The following is an 18,363-nucleotide window of genomic DNA, read 5'->3' on the forward strand; positions in this document are numbered from 1 at the left end:
CGGTGGGGTCAGGCCCGGGCGGGCGCGTCGGGGCCGGGCCAGTTGCGGTCGGGCACCGGCGTCGGCCGGCCGGGCTGCTCGCCACCGCGGGCCTCGAGATAGTTCTCCTTGGGCACCATGACCTTGCGGCGGAAGATGCACACGACCGTGCCGTCCTGCTTGTAGCCGATCGTCTCGACGTGAACGACGCCGCGGTCGTCCTTGCTCGTCGACTCCCACTTGTCGAGCACGCGCGTCTCGCCGTAGAGCGTGTCGCCGTGGAAGGTGGGCGCGACGTGGCGCAGCGACTCGATCTCGAGGTTGGCGATCGCCTTGCCGGAGACGTCGGCCACCGACATGCCGAGCAGGATCGAGTACACGTAGTTGCCGACGACGACGTTCTGCCCGAACTGCGTCGTCTCGCCCGCGTAGTGGGTGTCGAGGTGCAGCGGGTGGTGGTTCATCGTCAGCAGGCAGAAGAGGTGGTCGTCGTACTCGGTGACCGTCTTGCCGGGCCAGTGCTTGTACACCGCACCGACCTCGAACTCCTCGTAGCTGCGCCCGAACTGCATCGTTCCTCCATCTGCCAGACACCGACGGCCAACGGTCCCCAGCCTGCCCGAGCCCCACGCGTCGGGACACCGCCCGACGCCGTGGGCTTGCTCACGCCGTGGGATCGCTCACCGACGCCGACGATGCGGCCGAGCCTCCCATCGTGGCCGACACCCCGGGGGCCGACGCGTCGCCGCTCGCGGCGGCCTCGTCGAGGACGGCCGACAGCTCACCGGTGTCGGACAGGACCGGCGCGGTGCTGGCCGCGGCGTCGCGGTCGGGGTCGGAAGGCAGCGTGGCTCCGGCGGCCGGCCGGGGGCGCACGCCCTGCTTCTTGGCCTCGAGCAGCCCCGCGAAGTACGTGCCGAGCGAGACGCCGGCGGCCAGGCCCAGGCCGAGCCCGAACGCCTGCAGCAGGGTCGGGATCCCGGTGGCGAGGCCGTTGCCGTCGGGGTCGGTGACGATGGCGGAGATGCCCTCGTAGGCCATCCGCCCCGGCAGCAGCGGCACGATCGCGGCCGTGGTGACGGCGAGCGCCGAGACGCCGAGCCGCCTCGACACGAGCCGCGCCGCGAAACCGGTGAGCAGGGCGGCGATGGCCGAGGCGGCCACCGCGCCGAAGTCGAGAGCCTCGGCCCCCGCCAGGGCGAGCCAGCCGAGGGCGCCGGCGAGCGCGGCCACGACGACCGCGCGCCCGGTCGCGAACGACGACACCGCGAACGACACCGAGATGATCGCCGCGCAGAGCACCTGGATCGTGAGGTTGCCGATGAGCTGGGTCTGGGACGTGATGGCGATCGGGTAGTCGAGGCGCTTGCCGACGGCCAGGACGACCGAGATGCCGACGGCGATGCCGAGCGAGAGGACGACGACCTCGAACGCGCGCGCCCCGGCCGTGACGTAGTACCCCTCGAGCGCGTCCTCGGCGGCGCCGACGATCGACAGCCCGGACAGGAGCAGCACGATGCCGGAGGCGACGACGAGCGAGGGCGAGACCTGTTGGGCGAGGTCGAGGCCGAGGGACCCCGCGACGACGACGAGGGTGGCCACGGCGGTCGGGATGGCCGCACCGACGCACTGGGCGAAGAAGGCCGAGACCCCGGCCCCGGTGAGCCAGGTGATGGCGCGGCCGGCGATCGTCGCGGTGACGAAGCTCGTCAGGATGATGAGCCAGCCGGCCCCGAGCAGGCCGGCCGCGCCCGCCGCGAGCACCCCGCCCGCGACGGTGACGACCCAGCGCCGGTACGGGTGCGGGGCGGTGATGACGGCGTCGAAGCGCACCCGGGCCTCGTCGACGGTGACGGGGTCCTGGACGAGCCCGACGATGAGGTCGCGCAGCCGCTCGAGACGCGTGTAGTCCTGCACGCGGAACCGGACGATGCGCAGCACCGTGATCGGGTCGGCGTACGGCCCGCGGTGGTAGGACACCGAGATCGAGGTGTAGGTGACGTCGACGTGCACGGCCGAGAGGCCATAGGCCCTGGTGAGCATGAGCACCGTGGCCGTGACGTCGGCCGCCGCGGCGCCGGTCGAGAGCATCGCGACACCCGCCCGCAGCGCGAGGTCGATGACGGCGAGCGAGGTCTCGCGGTCGACCCCGTCCGGGCTGGTCCAGATGGGGATCTCGTCGGTCGGTGGGCCGCTCGGCCGCATGGCCCGCCGGGTGCTCGCTCGGAGCGAGGGCAGGGCTCGTCGTGCGGTCGTCGGCCGGGTCGGTCGGTCGGTGCGCGCCACCTCCCTGACCCTAGGACACCGGGCCGACGCGGACGCGGGACCCCCCGGGGGCGCCGCGGGCCGCTGCGGGTCGCCCTGCCGGCCCGCGGGAGGGCCCGGAAACCGGCTACGGCACGCGCGGCGGTTCGTGGCACCATGAGCCGGTGATGAGCGAGAAGCAGCAGACCTCACCGAGCCGCAAGCGCCCGACGACCGACGAGTTCCGGGCCTTCGTCGCCTCCGGCTGGGCACCGCGGAGCGCCGGGGTGACCCCCCGGTCCGAGGCCGCCGACTGGGCCGACAAGCGGCGGCAGTCCGTGAGCGCCGCCTTCCCGGGCGAGCGCCTCGTCGTGCCCGCGGGTGGCCTCAAGGTGCGCAGCAACGACTGCGACTACGTCTTCCGCCCGCACAGCGCCTTCGCCCACCTCACGGGCCTCGGCAGCGACCGCGAGCCCGACGCCGTGCTCGTCCTCGAGCCGACCGGCGAGGGCGAGGACGCCGGGCACGAGGCGGTCCTCTACTTCCGCCCGCTCGCCGACCGCGACACCGAGGAGTTCTTCGGCGACTCGCGCTACGGCGAGTTCTGGGTCGGCGCCCGTCCGACGCTCGCCGACGTCGAGTCCGAGCTCGGCCTGACGGCCCGCCACATCGACGAGTTCGCCGACGCCGTGGCCAAGGACGCCGGCTCGGTCACCGTCCGCGTCGTGCGCGACGCCGACGCCGAGGTCACCGAGCGCGTCGACAAGGCCCGTGCCGCAGCGGCCGAGTCGCAGGACGCCGCCGAGGTCGAGTCGCGCACCGAGCAGGAGCGCGAGGCCGACGACGCCCTGGCCCACTTCCTGTCGCTGCTGCGCCTCGTCAAGGACGACTGGGAGGTCGAGCAGATGCGCTCGGCCGTCGAGGGCACCCACCAGGGCTTCGAGGCCGTCATCGCCGACCTGCTCGAGGCGGTCCGCCGCGGCCGCGGCGAGCGCTGGGTCGAGGGCGTCTTCGGCCTGCACGCCCGCCACCACGGCAACGGCGTCGGCTACGACTCCATCTGCGCGAGCGGCGACCACGCCAACACGCTGCACTGGATCAAGAACACCGGCGACATCTCCGAGGGCGACCTGCTCCTGCTCGACGCCGGTGTCGAGGTCGACTCCCTCTTCACCGCCGACATCACCCGCACGCTGCCCGTCAGCGGCACCTTCACCGACGCGCAGCGCAAGATCTACGACGCCGTGTACGCCGCGCAGGAGGCCGGCATCGCGGCCTGCAAGCCGGGCAACAAGTTCAGCGACGTCCACGCCGCCGCGATCCGCGTCATCGCCGAGCACCTGCACGAGTGGGGCCTGCTGCCCGAGGGGGTCGACGTCGAGGGCACTCTCGACGCCGAGCACGGCCAGTACCACCGGCGGTGGATGGTCCACGGCACGAGCCACCACCTCGGCATCGACGTCCACGACTGCGCCCTCGCCACCCGCGAGGAGTACAACGACGCGGTCCTCGAGCCGGGCATGATCCTCACCGTCGAGCCCGGCCTCTACTTCAAGGCCGACGACGAGCTCGTCCCGGCCGAGCTGCGCGGCAACGGCGTGCGCATCGAGGACGACGTGCTCATCACCGAGGACGGCTGCGAGAACCTCTCGGCCGCGATGCCGCGCAGCAGCGCCGACGTCGAGGCCTGGATCGCCCGCGTGTGGGCCGAGCGCGGCGTCACCGCCTGAGCCCCACGCGTCTCAGGGCGTCAGCGGGACGTCGGTCGGCGTCGCCGTCCCGACGCGCACGCCGGGGCTGCCCGGCGCGACGCCCGAGCCGCTCGAGCCGCTCGAGCCGCTGGACCCTCCCGTGGTGCCCGACGTCGCGTCGGGCGCCACGGGGCGTTCCGGGCTGATGACCCCGCCCGTCGACGACACCGCACCGTTCGGGTCCGGGCCGGGGATCGGCGCGCTCCACCGCTCGACGAGGTCGACGACGTCGCCCTCCTGCGCCGACTCGACGCCCCCGCCCCGCACGGGCGGCGCGCACCCGGGGTCGACGTCGACGCGCACGGCCGGCCCCTCGGGGTACGTCAGCACGAGGTGGAAGCGCCGGTCGGTCGAGGCGCCCGACCCGTTGCACGTGTGCGCCGTCGGACGCGTCGGCAGGGCTCGCAGGGCCGCGACGACCTGCGCCGAGTTCGACGCGTCGAGCTCGGTGGGCTTCGTGCTGCCGTCCGCGGCGGTGCGGCAGACGGTCACGAGCGGCACCCCGTCCGGTGCGAGCGTGCGGTCGTCGCCCAGACGCCCGAACGTCCTTGCGTCGCAACGCGCCCCGGCGGGGGTGGGCGTCGCCGCCAAGAGGGCCCGGAGCGGGACGCCCAGCGGGGCGCCCGACGCGAAGTCGCCGTTGGTGGCCCGCGAGCAGGCGTTGGCGTCGGCCTTGGCGGCGACCCAGACGACGGCGTCGTCGTAGCGGACGCCGACGAGGTAGGCGGTCTCGTCGCCGGCCATCATCGTGCAGGCGTTCTCCTGCCCGTTCCAGCGCGGCGCCCACGAGAAGAGGTCGACGACCTGTCGACGCTGCTCGGTCGTGGCGACGGTGCGCTGGGTCAGCCGGTAGGGCGCCGTGGGCGGCGTCGCCGCGGTGACCGTCATCGTCGGGTAGGCGCAGACGACGAGCGAGGCCGGGTCGCGCTCGGGCAGCAGTCGGGCGTTGCCGTCGAGGCCCTGGGGCTTCTGCGGCACGGTGAGGCCGTCCGCCGAGGCGAGGCTCCTCGGGCACGAGAGGGCGCCGTCGGCGTCGACGGGCTGGTCCGTCACGGGCCGGTTCGGGCCCGCCGTCGCCTCCGGTGGCGTCGTGGCGCCCGTGCCGGTCGACGGGGTCGAGCCGCACGCGGCCAGGGCCGAGCCGGCCGCGAGGACCGCGCCGGCGAGGAGGGCGCGTCCGAGCGGACGCGCGACCCGGGTCCGGGCGGCGTCGGCGAGGGTGCTGCGGGACGGGCGGGTCGGCATCGGGAGCTCCTCCATCGGGTGGACCTTCACCCGTGGTGACACGCCGCGGAGCCGAACCGTTGCACGCAGCAGGCGCGTCGGGCGCTCAGGCGCTCGGCGGGGCCGGCGGGTCGGTGCGCGGGGCGTCGTCCGGCGTCGTGCCCGCGGAGGTGGTGGGCGATGCGGCGGGAGCCGGGGCGTGCGTCGGGGCGGGTGCCGTGCGGGTCACGCCGACGATGCCGGCCTCGGTGAGGATCGCCCGGCCCTGCTGGGCGAACTTGTGCTCGCAGAACACCTCGTACTTCGTGGCGACGACCTGGCTCACCGAGGAGAAGTCGCGCGCGCCACGGGTGAACGAGTAGCCGACGAGCGACCAGATGAGGCCGAACGCGGCGCCGTAGGCGACCGTGAGCAGCAGGAGGTTGAGGGGGTTGGACGTCTGGGTGAAGAGCATGAGGATGAGGCCGACGAAGAGGCCGAGCCAGATGCCCGACAGGAGGCCACCGAGGGCGACCCGGCCCCACGTGAGGCGGGCCGTGACACGCTCGAGCTGCTTGAGCTCGGTGCCGACGATGAGGCAGTTCTCGACCGGGAACGCCTTGTCGGACAAGGTGTCCACGGCCCTCTGGGCGTCCTCGTACTTCTCGAAGACGCCGAGCGACATGGGGTAGTCGAGGGAGAGCGTCGCGAATCCCGGTCGTCCCCCCGGACCTTTCGGTTGCAGGCTCATGTCACCATCCTCGCATCCCGGGCGTGGCGCTCAGGTCACCCCGAGGTCACGACCTCAGGCCTTGAGCTTGTACTCCTCGACGAGGCGGCGCCCGATGATCATCCGCTGGATGTCGGCGGTGCCCTCGCCGATGAGCAGCATCGGCGCCTCGCGGTAGAGCCGCTCGATCTCGTACTCCTTGGAGTAGCCGTAGCCGCCGTGGATCCGGAAGGAGTCCTCGACGACCTGGGCGCAGTTCTCCGACGCGAGGTACTTGGCCATGCCGGCCTCGAGGTCGTTGCGCTGGCCGGAGTCCTTGGTGCGAGCCGCCTTGACCATCATCTCGTGGGCGGCCTCGACCTTGACGGCCATGTCGGCGAGGCGGAAGAGCACCGCCTGGTGGTCGACGATCTTCTTGCCGAAGGTCTCTCGCTGCTGGGCGTAGGAGACGCCGAGCTCGAAGGCCCGACGCGCGACGCCGCAGCCGCGGGCGGCGACGTTGACGCGGCCCACCTCGACCCCGTCCATCATCTGGTAGAAGCCCTTGCCGGGCTCGCCGCCGAGGATCTGGGCGTCGGTCGTGCGGTGGCCGTCGAGGATCAGCTCGGTGGTGTCGACGCCCTTGTAGCCCATCTTCTCGATCTTGCCGGGCACCGTGATGCCCTGGGCCGTCTCGCCGAAGCCGGGCTCCTTCTCGACGAGGAAGGTCGTCATGTTCCTGTAGACCGAGTCGGCGCCGGTGTCGGTCTTGACGAGGACGGCCACGAGGTTGGCCGACCCGCCATTGGTGAGCCACATCTTCTGGCCGTTGATCGTCCAGTCGCCGTCGTCGCCCTTGACAGCCTTCGTCTTGATCGCGGACACGTCGCTGCCGCAGCCGGGCTCGCTCATCGAGAACGCCCCGCGGATCTCGCCGGTCGCCATCTTGGGCAGGTAGCGCTGCTTCTGCTCGTCGGTGCCGTGCTGCAGCAGCATGTAGGCGACGATGAAGTGGGTGTTGATGATCCCGCTGACGCTCATCCAGCCGCGGGCGATCTCCTCGACGCACAGCGCGTAGGTGAGCAGCGACTCGCCGAGGCCGCCGTACTCCTCCGGGATCATCAGCCCGAAGATCCCCATCTCCTTCATGCCCTCGACGATCTCGGTGGGGTACTCGTCGCGGTGCTCGAGCTCGGTCGCGACCGGGATGATCTGCTCGTCGACGAACTCACGCACGAGCTTGACCAGCTCGGTCTGCTCCTCGGTGAGGCCGTCGGTCTGCTGGAGTCGGGACATGCTCGGATCGCCACCTTGCGTCTGGGCTGCATCGGGCCGGGGTCGGCTGCGACCGAGTATGCCGCCGCCGTGCGCACCCCGGCAGCGCCCTCACGTGTGAGGGTGCCCACCTGTGGCGTCGGTCACCAGGGCTGGCCGAATCCCACCTTCTTGCAGGCCACCGGGCCCTCGAGCGTCGAACGCTGGCTGAAGTCGCCGCCCTTGAGGCCGGAGGTCACCGTGCGGAGCAGCTCGGTGCGCGTGGCGGCCGGGTTGCCCTTGAGCGCCTGGAGGAACAGATAGGTGAAGGCGCCGTTCGAGCGGCCGTCGAAGGTGGCGTCGGCGGCGGTCTGGTCGGGCTTGCAGGCCGCGAAGAGCACCGGCTTGGCCCCGGCGCGATGCCCCTTGGTCAGCTCGACGAGGGCCTTGCGGTCGACGGTGCGGGGCGGTGCGAGGGCTCGGATCGAACGGACCTGGTCGAGGCCGGCCGGCGTGGGGGGCGGCAGGAACCGGGGCGTCCGGCCGAGGACCGCCGCCTGCATGACCTCCTCGAGGTCGCGCAGGCCGGTGCCGCTGTGACAGGTGTCGAGGAGCACCTCGAGCAGGACGCCGCTCGGCACCGACGCGAAGAGGTCGTGCAGCTCGTCGTCGACGATGACGGTGTCGCGGTCCCACTGGTTGCCGCTCTGGCGGATGTCGTGGCACGCGAACGCCTCGTCGAGGCCGTCGGGCTCGACGTCGCCACCCGGCTCGTTGGGCACCTGGGTGCCGTGGCTGGAGAAGGTGAAGACGAGATGGTCGCCCGCCTTGGCCTTGCCGACGAGGTCGGTGAGCGCACCCATGACGTCCTTCTTCGTGGCGTCGGCGTCGGTGAGGACCGTCGTGTTGCGCTTGGTGAACCCGAACGCGCGCAGTCCGGCCGCGACGTCGTTGGCGTCGTTGACGCAGCCGTTGAGCCAGCTCGTGCGCGGGAGCGACGCGAACTCGTTGATGCCGACGCAGAGGGCCTTGCGTGCCATGGCCGTTCCTTCCTTCTCGAGGGGGTGCTGACCGCGCGGGACGTGCGCGGGTGGTGGGGCGACGGGTGGTGCTGGTCGTGGGCTGACGGGTGGGCGGGGTTGTGGCTCAAGCGGTCTCGAGGACGGCGTCGGGGCGGGCGTACACGACGTAGGCCAGCCACGTGGGGTCGCCCGCGTCGCGCGCCGCGGTCCGCGCGGCGGCGGTGGCCCGCGACATCGGTGTGCCGCGGAGCAGCTCGTCGTAGAGCGTCTCGACGAAGACGCGGGCCGGCTCCTCGTGCACCGACCACAGGCACGACACGAAGGCCGACGCCCCGGCGTCGAGGAAGGCCTTGGCGAAGCCGCCGACGGTCGTGAAGAGCTCGCCGCCGCGGCCGGTCTGGCAGGCGTTGAGCACGACGACCGGCCCCGGACGCCCCGCGGCCGCCCATGCGACGTTCTGCGACACGTCGGTGGAGGTGAGGAACTGCTGGAGCACCTCCTGGCCCCGGCGGCGACCCGCGAGCAGCACCTTCGCGTCGGCGATGTCGGTGGCGTCGGCGGCGCCGTGACCCGAGAAGTGCAGCAGGTCGAAGGAGCCGCCCCGCAGGACGCGCTCGACGCCGTCGGGGGTGGCCGTGACCGGCCGGGCCCCGAACCGGTCGTGCAGGTAGGCAGCCTCGAGCAGGCCGACGTCGTTCTTGAACATCGGGTCGGCGTACTCCGGGCAGATGGTGCGCGCCCTGCCGGGCCGGACCCGGATCCGTTGCGGCGGAAAGCTGCCGAGCTGCCAGCGCACGAGGCCGCCCTGGGCCAGGAAGCGCGGCTCGACCCCGCGCTTGCCGCGCGGTGGCTTGAGGTGGAACAGCTCCCACGGCACGTACGGCTCGTCGGTGTAGACGATGAGGTCGGCGACCCGGTCGCGGTTGGCCCAGAGGTAGGCGCGCATGTCCTCGGGGAAGAACTGCTCGAACAGGAGCGAGCCCGTGTTCTGCAGCTGCTTGAGCCGCCGCGAGTCGCTGAGGTCAGGGTCGCGGATGACGTGCTCGACCTCGGCGATGCGCTCGCGCACGAAGTCGTCGCGCCCGACGATCGGCTCGGACTCGAAGAGCCGCGGCGCCTCCCCCGGCACGAGGCGCACGGCGTAGGAGTACACCCGGTCCCCGTTCGTCCGACGGCACTCGACGATGTCGAGGCAGGCCAGCCCGTCGAGCTCGGGCGCGTCGACGCCGGGGTGCACCGTCGCGCTGACCGGTGGCGGCGCGACGAGGGCGGCGACGCCCGCCGTGGCCTCGAGCGTCACGGCCGCCACCGGCACCCAGCCCTGCCGCAGCACGACGGCGACCGCCACCGGGCCGTCCGCGAGGGGACGGGCGGAGAAGGTCAGCTCGCTGGCCCAGTCGCCGCTCGGGAGGCCGAAGACCTTGGGGTCACGCTCGAGCACCTCGACGTTGTCCTTGGCGAGCACCTGCACCGACACCGGACGCTCGGCGACGACCTCGACCGTCTCGGTGACGCTCGCGGTTCCCTCGGTGGCGGTGAGCCGGCCGCGCGAGAGGCGCACCCGCACCGTGAAGGCCTGCCCCGGTGTCAGGGTCGAGGGCATCTCCGCCGCGAGCGCGGCGCGCGTCGTCGCGGCGCCCCCGACCGCCTTCGTGGCCTTCTTACCCGCCTTCGTCGCGGCCTTCTTTCCCGCCTTCGTCGCGGCCTTCGCCGCCGCCTTCTTCGCGGCGGCCGTCCCCGTCGCCGGGTGGGTCGCCGGCGTCGGCGCGGGTGGCGGTGGGGCCGTCGGCGGCTCGGCCCGGTGGTGGGCCGCCGCGGGCGGCTCGGACGGCGGAGGCGCTGAAGGCGGTGGAGGCGGGGCAGGAGGTGGGGGCGGTGCGGGGGCGAGGTCGCGCACCCCGCCGCCGTCGGGCTCCGTGCCCACGTCGGGAGGTTCGGCACCTGCGTCCGGCGGCATCGCCTCGGCTCCACCGGTCATCCAGTCCGGCAGGGCCGCATCGTCACCGCCGCCCGCGCCGAGGCCGAGCGGCAGCCACTGCGACAGCGCCCCGATCACCTCGAGCGAGGCGAAGTAGTCGACGTGCGTGACGGTCCCGTTGCGGCCCAGGGCGAGCGTGTCGCGCACGAAGCCACCGCTCGGCGGCCCGATCGCCGACATCGAGGCCACGTCGACGACGAGGTCGTTCGGGCCGTGGAAGAGGCCGTCGACGAAACCCTCGGCGAGCCGGGTGGCGAGCTCCTTCGGCAGCCGGGAGGGGGCGTTGTGACCGTCGAGGGTCGCGTGGAAGTCGCTGGTCACGACGTACCAGCTCGTGCCCGGGCCCGGCTGGCCCGGCTGGCCCGGCTGGTCGGCGTTGAGCTCGGTGACGAAGGGGCCGCCCGGCACCATCGCCGCCAGACCGGGTACGGCCGCGTGCTGGCCGTCGGAGGTCGCCGCCGCCGCGAGCACCTTGACGAGGCTCCCCACCGCCCGCACGACGCCACCGACGACCGCGGCGAAGGGCGCCGCTCCCGGGACGAGGCCGAGCCCGCTGGCGGCGAGCGTGACGAGGTTCGTGTAGAGGTCGACGAGGTCGTGCCAGCGCGAGGGGTCGGCCAGGTGGGTGCCCCCGTGGGTCGAGGCGACGAACACCGCCGTGTCCACCGTTGCGCCCCAACCCGACTCGGGCAGCACCTCCTCGATGAACGACCGGGTCACCAGGCCGCCGCGGCTGTGCGTCACGACGTCGATGACGAGGTCGTCGCGCACCCCGGGCACGCGCAGCCGCTCGAGGAGGTCGCGAGCGTTCTGCTCCGGGTCGAGGCTCAGGGTGCGGTGGTCGTAGCCGACGACGGCGTCGTAGGCCTCGACGAGGGTGCCCACGAAGCCACCGGCTCCGGGTGCGAGCGACAGGGCCCCGAACGCCCCTGCGGTCGAGGAGAACGTGCCGTGGACGAGCAACAGGACGCGCGCGGGCCGGTCCGTCGGCAGCGGCACGTCGGCGAGCGTGTCCACGGGGTGCCAGGCCTCGAGCGGCTCACCGGTCACGTGGACGAGGCCGGTTCGCGTCGAGGCCTCGAGGTGGTCGACGACGTGCCCGAGCAGCGGTGCCGCGAAGCGCAGGACGATCGCCTCCGCCGCCCCGTGCACGAGGTCACCGATGAGACCACGGGTGGCGGCCGGGGTCCCGGTGCCACGGGTGGCCCGGGCCGGGCGCGCCCCGCCCCGCTGGGGCCGGGCCGGACGTGTCGCTCCCACGTCGATGCGGAAGCTGACCGTCCGCGGCTCGTCGCCGAGCCCGCGGGTGCGTTCGGCGGGCACGTGCCAGGACCACACGCCGTCCCGCTCGACGAGCACGACGGCGTCCTCGTCGGGCGCGACGTCGACGTCGACCGCGACCGTCCCGCCGGGCGTCGCAGCAGGATCGTCCAGGTCGCGGGTCCTTCTCGGGGACAATGCGATCCGCTGGACGACGTCGAACTCGCCGTCCTGCAGCGCGGCGACGAGACCCTCCTTGCGGGCCGCGTCGGACGACGGCGGGGGCAGGTCACGGGTGCGGCCGGGCACGGGGACGGCGTGGTAACCCCGTGGCGTGCGGACGCGCACCGCTCCCCCACCGAAGGACGCGGACGGCATGGCTGGCTCACCTCCGAGACGGACCTGCTCCTTGCCACGGTAGAGCCGTGGCGCTCCGGTTTGATACGGATCGCGCCAACTGGCCGGCGCCACCGGGGAGTGCTCCCCATTCCGTGGGTGGTCGGGCGGCCCTACGGTCGGGCCGCGGGCTCCACAGGGGGACCCCGCGTCGACGAAGGGACACCACGATGGGTTCGACCACCACCGCGCACCGGGCTCCGGCGCCGCGGGCCGCGCGCCTCGTCACGGCGCTGCTGGCGGCACTGGCGCTGACGGCCGTCACCGTCATCGGTCACGACGCCCCGGCCCAGGCCGTCAGCGCGCTGACCACCCGCCAGCTCCAGCAGGACCTCTGGGGCCTGCTCTACTACTCCGGGCCGATCGACGGCGTCGACGGCTCGGGCACGAAGGCCGCGGTGCGCGCCTTCCAGAAGGACAACTGCCTGGCCCAGGACGGGGTCGCCGGTCCGGTCACCCAGCCCAAGGTCATCGCCAAGGTCAAGGCCGTACAGGGCAAGGCCGGCGCGTCGGCGGACGGCGTCTACGGATCGGTGACGACGAGCAGGGTCCGGGCCTACCAGAAGGCCCACGGCATCCCCACGGGCGGGCAGGCCGGCCCCCTGACGATGAAGGCGATGGGCATCAAGCGCGTCCTGTCCTGCACCCCCACCCCGCCGCCCACCGGTGGCTCGAAGGTCGGCGGCTCGATCTCGCGCACGGAGGTGCTGGCCCGGGCGAAGTACTGGACCGACCGACGGGTCCCGTACAGCATGTACCGCTACACCGGTGACCCCCAGGGCCGTCAGTACCGCACGGACTGCTCGGGATTCGTCTCGATGGCCTGGCACCTGTCTTCGTCGCTGTCGACGGTGACCCTGCCCGACGTCTCGCACCGGATCACCAAGGGCGACCTGCGGCCCGGTGACGTGCTGCTCAAGGGTGGCCCCGGCTCGGCGGGCGCGTCCGGTCACGTCGTGCTCTTCCGCGGCTGGGCCAACTCGGCGCACACGTCGTACTACGCCAGCGAGGAGTCCGGCTCGCACGGCGCCATCGCGCGCACGATCCCCTACCCGTACTTCTCCGGCTACGGCACCTTCCTGCCCTACCGCTACGACCGGATCACCGGCTGAGGCCCGCCCCGCACCGGAAAACCGGTTGCACCACCGGGTGCCGTCGCGCCAGTCTCTACCCCAGCGCGACGGCACACGGCCGTCCACACGAACCCAAGGAGGGTGACATGTCCATCACGGCTCCGGGCACGCCTGCCCAGTTCACTTCTTCCTTGGAGTTCTCTTGTCTTTCAACGCATTCCACGAGGACGAATACGAGGTATTCGACCCTCGGCTGACCGACGGCCGGCCCTCCGATGCCGACCACCAGCAGTACGCCGTCGACACCGACCCCGACGGCCCTCCCGAGGGCGAGCGATGGTCGTCCTGGGACGGCGCGACCCACGGCCCCAAGCCACGCCCGGACTGGGTCATCACCGACCTCGGGGCCGTCGAGTCCGACCTCGGCGTCCTCAAGACCGGCAAGGAGGCCGACGTCCACCTCGTGCGACGGTGGGTGCCGGGCTCACCCGAGCGTGACGTGCTCATGGCCGGCAAGCGGTACCGGTCGAGCAAGAACCGCCTGTTCCACCGCGACTCCGGCTACCTCGAGGGTCGCCGGGTGCGCAAGTCTCGCGAGACCCGGGCCATCCGCACCCGCACCTCGTTCGGCAAGGAGCTGATCAGCGGCCTCTGGGCCTTCGCCGAGTTCGAGACGCTGGTACGGCTCTGGCACGAGGGGCTGCCGGTGCCCTACCCGGTGCAGATGTCCGACGACGAGATGCTGATGGAGTTCATCGGCACCTCCGACGGGCAGGCCGCACCGCGCCTCGCGCAGACCCGCCCGGACCCGGAGCTGCTGCCGGTGCTCTTCGAGCAGCTGCGCGAGGCGATGCTCCGACTCGCCGAGCTCGGCTGGGCGCACGGCGACCTGTCGCCGTACAACGTGCTCCTCGAGGGTGAGGGCGAGGCCTCGCGCCTCGTCCTCATCGACTGGCCGCAGGTCGTCGACGTCATCGGCAACCCGCACGGCCCGGAGTTCCTCGAGCGAGACGCGCGCAACATGGGCGACTGGTTCACCCGCCGGGGCTTCGAGGTGGACCACGGCCTGCTCTTCGGTGACCTCATGGCCGCCGCGACCTCGCGCTGGTGACTCGGGGCACCGCGGGAGGGCACGGCACGGCGGGGGCCACGCGTTCGTGGCGTGGCCCCCGCGTCGGGCTGCTCCCAGCCCGTCAGCGCGTCACTTGAGCCCGAGGGCCGTGATGCGCGTGCCCCAGTTGGCGAGCGCGGTGCGGGTGCCGCCGCACGAGCCGATCGGGGCGGTGAGGTACTGCGACAGCGTGCACGTCTGGGCGATGTACTCCGACGCCACCCAGATCGTCGTGCCGTCGACCGCGGTCGCACCGTAGTCGCCCCACCGCGGCCGCGGCGGGACCTCGTCGGTCTGGCCCGAGTAGCCCGTGAACCCGTCCTGCGGCCCGAGCCCCGCGGCCGCCACGTGGACGGCGCCGGCGCCGGTGAGCCCGTCGAGGCTGGCGTAGCCGGCGCTCGGGAACCGGTCGTCGCCGGTCAGGGTGAAGGCCATGACGCCGCGCCCGCTGGGCGTCACGCCGATCGCCGGGTAGGTGAGGTCGCTGCCGGTGAGGCCGAGGTAGCCGCTCAGGGACAGTTTGGCCGACAGGGCACCGGTGGCCGTCGTCGGCTTGACGACGAAGTACTCGATGCCGGCCCGGTTCGAGCCGTCGACCTGCAGGGCCGTGTCGAGCGCGCCCCACAGCTTGCCGTTGGCCCACGTCACCTGCTGCATGCGGGTGTCGTTGCTGTCGAGCCTCGAGATCGGCTCCGGGGCGAACGGGTCGGGCGCCCCGAGCAGCACCTGCGTGGCGCAGGCATCGATGTTGAGGCACTCCCGCTGCGGGGTCGGTCCGGCCTTCTGCGTCGCCTTCGGCGGCACGGCGTAGGGGTTGACGGGCAGGGTCACGTGGCTCAGCCCGAGCGCCGGGGTCCCCGAGAGGGAGGACGTGTTCGTCAGCGCCCACACGAGCAGCTGGCTCGACTGCCCGTTGCCGTTGGCCTCCTCGGCGGCGTTGCTGCTGAGGAGGTACTCGGTGCCACCGGCGTCGGTCGAGAACTGGTTCGGCGAGGACACCGCCGGCCAGATCGTGAAGCCCGGGTTGCCGTTGTCGGCCGTCGAGGTGTCGACCTGGGTGACACCGACGGACGCGGCGCCGCTCGCCAGCGCCTGCTTGGAGAAGGCGTACAGCTGGGCACCGATGAAGGCGTCGCCGAAGAACTCGTACTCGTTCGTCGTGACGTAGAACCCGTTCGCGTCGGCGCCGATGTGCGGGTAGTCGCCGAGGCAGAAGCCACCGGTGCAGTGGTGGTCGGGCGTGCCCTGGGTCCCGTTGTCCTGCACGGGAACCCGGTAGATGCGCCACGATCCGGCCGGGTCGGAGCCCGCGCTGACCGCGACGTCGATGTGGTTGGTCCCGAGGAAGGCACCCGACGCCGGGTTGACGTCGAGCGTCAGGACGGTGAGGAACCAGCGCTGCGTGGCCCCGTCGTAGAGGCAGCTCGGGTCGGTGACGAACGGGCCCCGCGCACCGGTGGTGCGGTTGACGGCCGCCGGGTAGCCGAGGAACGTGTTGAGGTCGGTGACGCCGGTGACGGCGGCGCCGCTCGTGTCGTAGACCCGCAGGGCGTCGTTGACGGCCTCGACGACGCGCCCGTTGCCGGCGCACAGGCCCTGGTCCGGGGGCTCGAGCGAGAACTGGTTGCCGCCGTTGGCCAGACGCTGGTCGCGGTGGTCGATCCCGTCGAAGCCGAGCCGCACGTCCGGATTGGACTTCGACGTGGCGGCGCTGCTCGCCGCGGCACCCTTGGCGCCGCGCTTGCTGTAGGAGCGGTTGGTGATCCGGGCCTGCGACGGCTGCGCACCGGGATCGGAGTCGCCGCCGACGAACTCGGGGAAGGCGAGTCCCTCTGGCCCGTTGGGCAGCCCACCGAGCTGGGTCGTGCCGCCGAGCGCCACCTGGCGCGTCGAGCCGGCGGCTCCCGCCGCGTCGGCGACACCGACCGTCGCCACGATGCTGCCCCCGAACGCCAGCGCCGCGACCGCGGCCCCGACGAGTGAACGGTTCCTCGACCACCTGCTGCGCACAGCCATGACGCCTCCACGCGGGGGTTCGGGCCGGCGACTGTGACTCGTGTCACTCCCTCGGAGACGACGGTAGACCTGCGGCGTCCCGGGCGTCAGGCGTTTGCGTCAGGTGCGCGAGCACCGGCAGGAGGCACGCCCCGGCCACGCGGTGACGGCTCAGCCCTCGGCGTCGGTGAGGAAGTCCGCGGGGTGGCCGAACTTGCCTGAGTGGACGAACTCCTCGAGCGGCAGGCGCGAGCGCGGGAGCCGGGCCCGGGTGCGCACCCAGTCGGGCATCTGCTCGTCCTCGCCACTGCGGGCCGGCAGCCCGAGGGCGATGCCGGTCGTGACCGCCCAGTGGCGCGGCACGGCGAAGGCCTCGGTGGCGGCGCGGTGGTCGAACCCGCCGAACTGCCGTACCTGCAGGCCCATCGAGCGCGCCTGCACGGTGATGTGGGCGACGGCCTGGCCGAGGTCGAACATCGCGTAGTCGCTGTAGGACACCTCGTGGTCCTCGTCGGTGGCCACCTGGTGCAGGGTGAACACGATCGCCGACGCCGACGGGGCCCACACGCGGTTCGGCGGGGTCAGCACCTCGAGCATGGCCTCGTGGGTCGCGTCGCCGCGCCGCCCGACGATGAAGCCCCACGGCTGGGAGTTGCCGGCCGACGGCGCCCACCGGGCCGCCTCGAGGATGGCCCGCAGGGCGTCGGGCGACAGCTCGTGGTCGCGGTCGTAGACCATGACGCTCTCGCGGTCGCGGAGCAACGGCGTCAGCACCTCGGGCTGGGCCGTCGGCGCCTGCGAGGCGGCCGGGCGCCCCGGGGTCACCGTCTCGTCACTGCTCTGATCGCTCACGCGTCCACCGTCCTCTCCCTCACCACAACGACGCCGCCCGCGTGGGACTTCCCGGCGCGGGTGTGACGGGGCCGGTCAGTACGCACGCTCCGTCGCCGCCGCGCGGGCGGCCGGTCAGTACGCGCGGCCGACGACCGCCAGGACGCCGTCCGCGTCCTCGGCGTCGGGCACCGACCCGTCGGGCATCGTCAGGCAGCGCACCGTGACGGCCGACTCCGCGAGCCGCGCCTCCCCCTCGACGCCGAGGGTCGCCCACGGGATCGTCGCCCACCCGGTGCGGGCCGCCTCGAGGGCGTCCTCGACGGTGGTGACGGCGCTCGTGGCGGCGTCCCGGCGTGCGAGCGCCTCGGTGTAGAGCGCGTCGTGGTCCTCGTCGAGCGCGGCCGTCACCGCGGGGACGAGCGCCGCCAGCGACACCGGCGTCTTGCCGCCGGCGACCCGGCGCACGACGGTGACCGACCCCTCGGCGAGGTCGCGCGGACCCACCTCGACGCGCACGGGGATGCCCTTGAGCTCGGCGTCGACGGCGCGCCGGCCGAACGCGGTGTCGGTGCGGTCGTCGAGCTCGGCGCGCACTCCGGCCGCCAGCAGGTCGGCGACGACCTGGCGGGCCGCCTCGGCCACCCCCTCGCCGTCCTTGACGACCATGACGAGCGCCTGGACCGGCGCGAGCCGCGGCGGCAGGCGCAGACCGGCGTCGTCGCCGTGGCCCATGATGAGACCGCCGAGCATCCGGGTGGACGTGCCCCACGACGTCGTCCAGCACAGCTCCTGGCGCCCCTGCTCCGACAGGTAGGTGATGTCGAAGGCGCGGGCGAAGTTCTGGCCGAGCTCGTGGCTCGTGCCCATCTGCAGGGCCTTGCCGTCGCGCATCATCGACTCGAGCGCCAGGGTGTTCGTGGCGCCGGCGAACCGCTCGCGAGCGGTCTTGACGCCGAGCACCACCGGCATCGCGAGCGTCTCACGCATGAACGCCGCGTAGACGTCGGCGTGGATGCGCCGGGCGTAGGCGCGCGCGTCCTGCTCCGTGGCGTGGGCGGTGTGCCCCTCCTGCCACAGGAACTCGCTGGTGCGCAGGAAGACCCGCGGGCGCAGCTCCCACCGCACGACGTTGGCCCACTGGTTGAGCAGCAGGGGCAGGTCGCGGTAGCTCTGCGTCCACTTGGCCATGTACTCGCCGATGACGGTCTCGGAGGTCGGGCGCACGACGACGGGCTCCTCGAGCTGCTTTCCGCCGGCGTGCGTCACGACCGCGAGCTCGGGGCTGAAGCCCTCGACGTGCTCGGCCTCGCGCTTGAGGTAGGACTCCGGGATGAAGAGCGGGAAGTAGGCGTTCTTCGCCCCCGCCTGCTTGATGCGCCGGTCCATGTCGGCCTGCATCCGCTCCCAGATCGCGTAGCCGTACGGTCGCACGACCATGGTGCCGCGCACCGGCCCGTTGTCGGCCAGCTCGGCCTTGGCGACCACGTCCTGGTACCAGCGGGGGAAGTCCTGCGACTGCGGGGTGAGCACGCTCTTGGGCATGCGCTCGATCCT

General features: G+C 72.9%; 13 protein-coding genes. 3 read left to right on the forward strand and 10 right to left on the reverse strand.

Features of this window, described 5'->3' with window-relative positions; translation table 11 throughout:
* Positions 1 to 8 precede the first annotated feature (8 nt).
* A complete protein-coding gene (locus BIV28_RS13280) occupies positions 9 to 551 on the reverse strand; it encodes a MaoC family dehydratase (RefSeq protein ID WP_076262584.1) in 543 nt (180 codons plus the stop codon).
* Between the two features lie 91 nt (positions 552 to 642).
* Positions 643 to 2,265, reverse strand: coding sequence for a threonine/serine exporter family protein (locus BIV28_RS13285; RefSeq protein WP_242653003.1), 1,623 nt, complete (start codon positions 2,263 to 2,265; stop codon positions 643 to 645).
* A 146-nt stretch (positions 2,266 to 2,411) separates the two neighbouring features.
* On the opposite strand from BIV28_RS13285, the gene BIV28_RS13290 reads away from it, so the two are divergent.
* The gene (locus BIV28_RS13290) at positions 2,412 to 3,953 is read left to right on the forward strand and encodes an aminopeptidase P family protein (RefSeq protein WP_076262586.1); all 1,542 of its coding nucleotides are present in this window, start codon (positions 2,412 to 2,414) and stop codon (positions 3,951 to 3,953) included.
* A 12-nt stretch (positions 3,954 to 3,965) separates the two neighbouring features.
* On the opposite strand, the gene BIV28_RS13295 is transcribed toward BIV28_RS13290, so the two are convergent.
* The 5 genes from BIV28_RS13295 to BIV28_RS13315 form a co-directional block, all read right to left on the reverse strand.
* The gene (locus tag BIV28_RS13295) at positions 3,966 to 5,219 is read right to left on the reverse strand and encodes a hypothetical protein (protein ID WP_207555976.1); all 1,254 of its coding nucleotides are present in this window, start codon (positions 5,217 to 5,219) and stop codon (positions 3,966 to 3,968) included.
* An 85-nt stretch (positions 5,220 to 5,304) separates the two neighbouring features.
* On the reverse strand, positions 5,305 to 5,928 hold the full coding sequence (locus BIV28_RS13300) for a YflT domain-containing protein (RefSeq protein WP_242653005.1): 624 nt from the start codon (positions 5,926 to 5,928) through the stop codon (positions 5,305 to 5,307).
* Between the two features lie 54 nt (positions 5,929 to 5,982).
* Entirely contained in the window at positions 5,983 to 7,182 is a 1,200-nt protein-coding gene (locus BIV28_RS13305) for an acyl-CoA dehydrogenase family protein (RefSeq protein WP_076262590.1), read from the reverse strand.
* Positions 7,183 to 7,304: 122 nt separating this feature from the next.
* Positions 7,305 to 8,180, reverse strand: coding sequence for a caspase family protein (locus BIV28_RS13310; protein WP_076262592.1), 876 nt, complete (start codon positions 8,178 to 8,180; stop codon positions 7,305 to 7,307).
* A gap of 106 nt (positions 8,181 to 8,286) precedes the next feature.
* Positions 8,287 to 11,778: a DUF7379 domain-containing protein gene (locus BIV28_RS13315; protein ID WP_076262594.1), complete on the reverse strand. Its 3,492-nt coding sequence runs from the start codon at positions 11,776 to 11,778 to the stop codon at positions 8,287 to 8,289.
* A 188-nt stretch (positions 11,779 to 11,966) separates the two neighbouring features.
* Here BIV28_RS13315 and BIV28_RS13320 point away from each other — a divergent pair, with 188 nt between their 5' ends.
* Both BIV28_RS13320 and BIV28_RS13325 read left to right on the forward strand, forming a co-directional pair.
* A complete protein-coding gene (locus tag BIV28_RS13320) occupies positions 11,967 to 12,908 on the forward strand; it encodes a peptidoglycan-binding domain-containing protein (protein ID WP_076262596.1) in 942 nt (313 codons plus the stop codon).
* Positions 12,909 to 13,071: 163 nt separating this feature from the next.
* Entirely contained in the window at positions 13,072 to 13,980 is a 909-nt protein-coding gene (locus BIV28_RS13325; RefSeq protein ID WP_076262597.1) for a serine protein kinase RIO, read from the forward strand.
* A gap of 90 nt (positions 13,981 to 14,070) precedes the next feature.
* On the opposite strand, the gene BIV28_RS13330 is transcribed toward BIV28_RS13325, so the two are convergent.
* The 3 genes from BIV28_RS13330 to proS all read right to left on the reverse strand — a co-directional run bounded on the left by BIV28_RS13330 (position 14,071) and on the right by proS (position 18,351).
* Positions 14,071 to 15,996: a hypothetical protein gene (locus BIV28_RS13330; RefSeq protein ID WP_076262599.1), complete on the reverse strand. Its 1,926-nt coding sequence runs from the start codon at positions 15,994 to 15,996 to the stop codon at positions 14,071 to 14,073.
* A 150-nt stretch (positions 15,997 to 16,146) separates the two neighbouring features.
* The gene (locus BIV28_RS13335) at positions 16,147 to 16,827 is read right to left on the reverse strand and encodes a nitroreductase family protein (protein ID WP_207555977.1); all 681 of its coding nucleotides are present in this window, start codon (positions 16,825 to 16,827) and stop codon (positions 16,147 to 16,149) included.
* Positions 16,828 to 16,941: 114 nt separating this feature from the next.
* Positions 16,942 to 18,351: a proline--tRNA ligase gene (proS, locus tag BIV28_RS13340; protein ID WP_076262603.1), complete on the reverse strand. Its 1,410-nt coding sequence runs from the start codon at positions 18,349 to 18,351 to the stop codon at positions 16,942 to 16,944.
* Between the last annotated feature and the right edge of the window lie 12 nt (positions 18,352 to 18,363).

This window comes from Intrasporangium flavum, assembly GCF_001956915.1.
GTDB classification, from domain to species: Bacteria; Actinomycetota; Actinomycetes; order Actinomycetales; family Dermatophilaceae; genus Monashia; species Monashia flava.

Excerpts from the sequence above, each read along its gene's own strand:
- BIV28_RS13280 (WP_076262584.1), bottom strand. The coding sequence starts at position 551 with ATGCAGTTCGGGCGCAGCTACGAGGAGTTCGAGGTCGGTGCGGTGTAC.
- BIV28_RS13290 (WP_076262586.1), top strand. The coding sequence starts at position 2,412 with ATGAGCGAGAAGCAGCAGACCTCACCGAGCCGCAAGCGCCCGACGACC.
- BIV28_RS13295 (WP_207555976.1), bottom strand. The coding sequence starts at position 5,219 with ATGCCGACCCGCCCGTCCCGCAGCACCCTCGCCGACGCCGCCCGGACC.
- BIV28_RS13300 (WP_242653005.1), bottom strand. The coding sequence starts at position 5,928 with ATGAGCCTGCAACCGAAAGGTCCGGGGGGACGACCGGGATTCGCGACG.
- BIV28_RS13305 (WP_076262590.1), bottom strand. The coding sequence starts at position 7,182 with ATGTCCCGACTCCAGCAGACCGACGGCCTCACCGAGGAGCAGACCGAG.
- BIV28_RS13310 (WP_076262592.1), bottom strand. The coding sequence starts at position 8,180 with ATGGCACGCAAGGCCCTCTGCGTCGGCATCAACGAGTTCGCGTCGCTC.
- BIV28_RS13315 (WP_076262594.1), bottom strand. The coding sequence starts at position 11,778 with ATGCCGTCCGCGTCCTTCGGTGGGGGAGCGGTGCGCGTCCGCACGCCA.
- BIV28_RS13320 (WP_076262596.1), top strand. The coding sequence starts at position 11,967 with ATGGGTTCGACCACCACCGCGCACCGGGCTCCGGCGCCGCGGGCCGCG.
- BIV28_RS13330 (WP_076262599.1), bottom strand. The coding sequence starts at position 15,996 with ATGGCTGTGCGCAGCAGGTGGTCGAGGAACCGTTCACTCGTCGGGGCC.
- proS (WP_076262603.1), bottom strand. The coding sequence starts at position 18,351 with ATGCCCAAGAGCGTGCTCACCCCGCAGTCGCAGGACTTCCCCCGCTGG.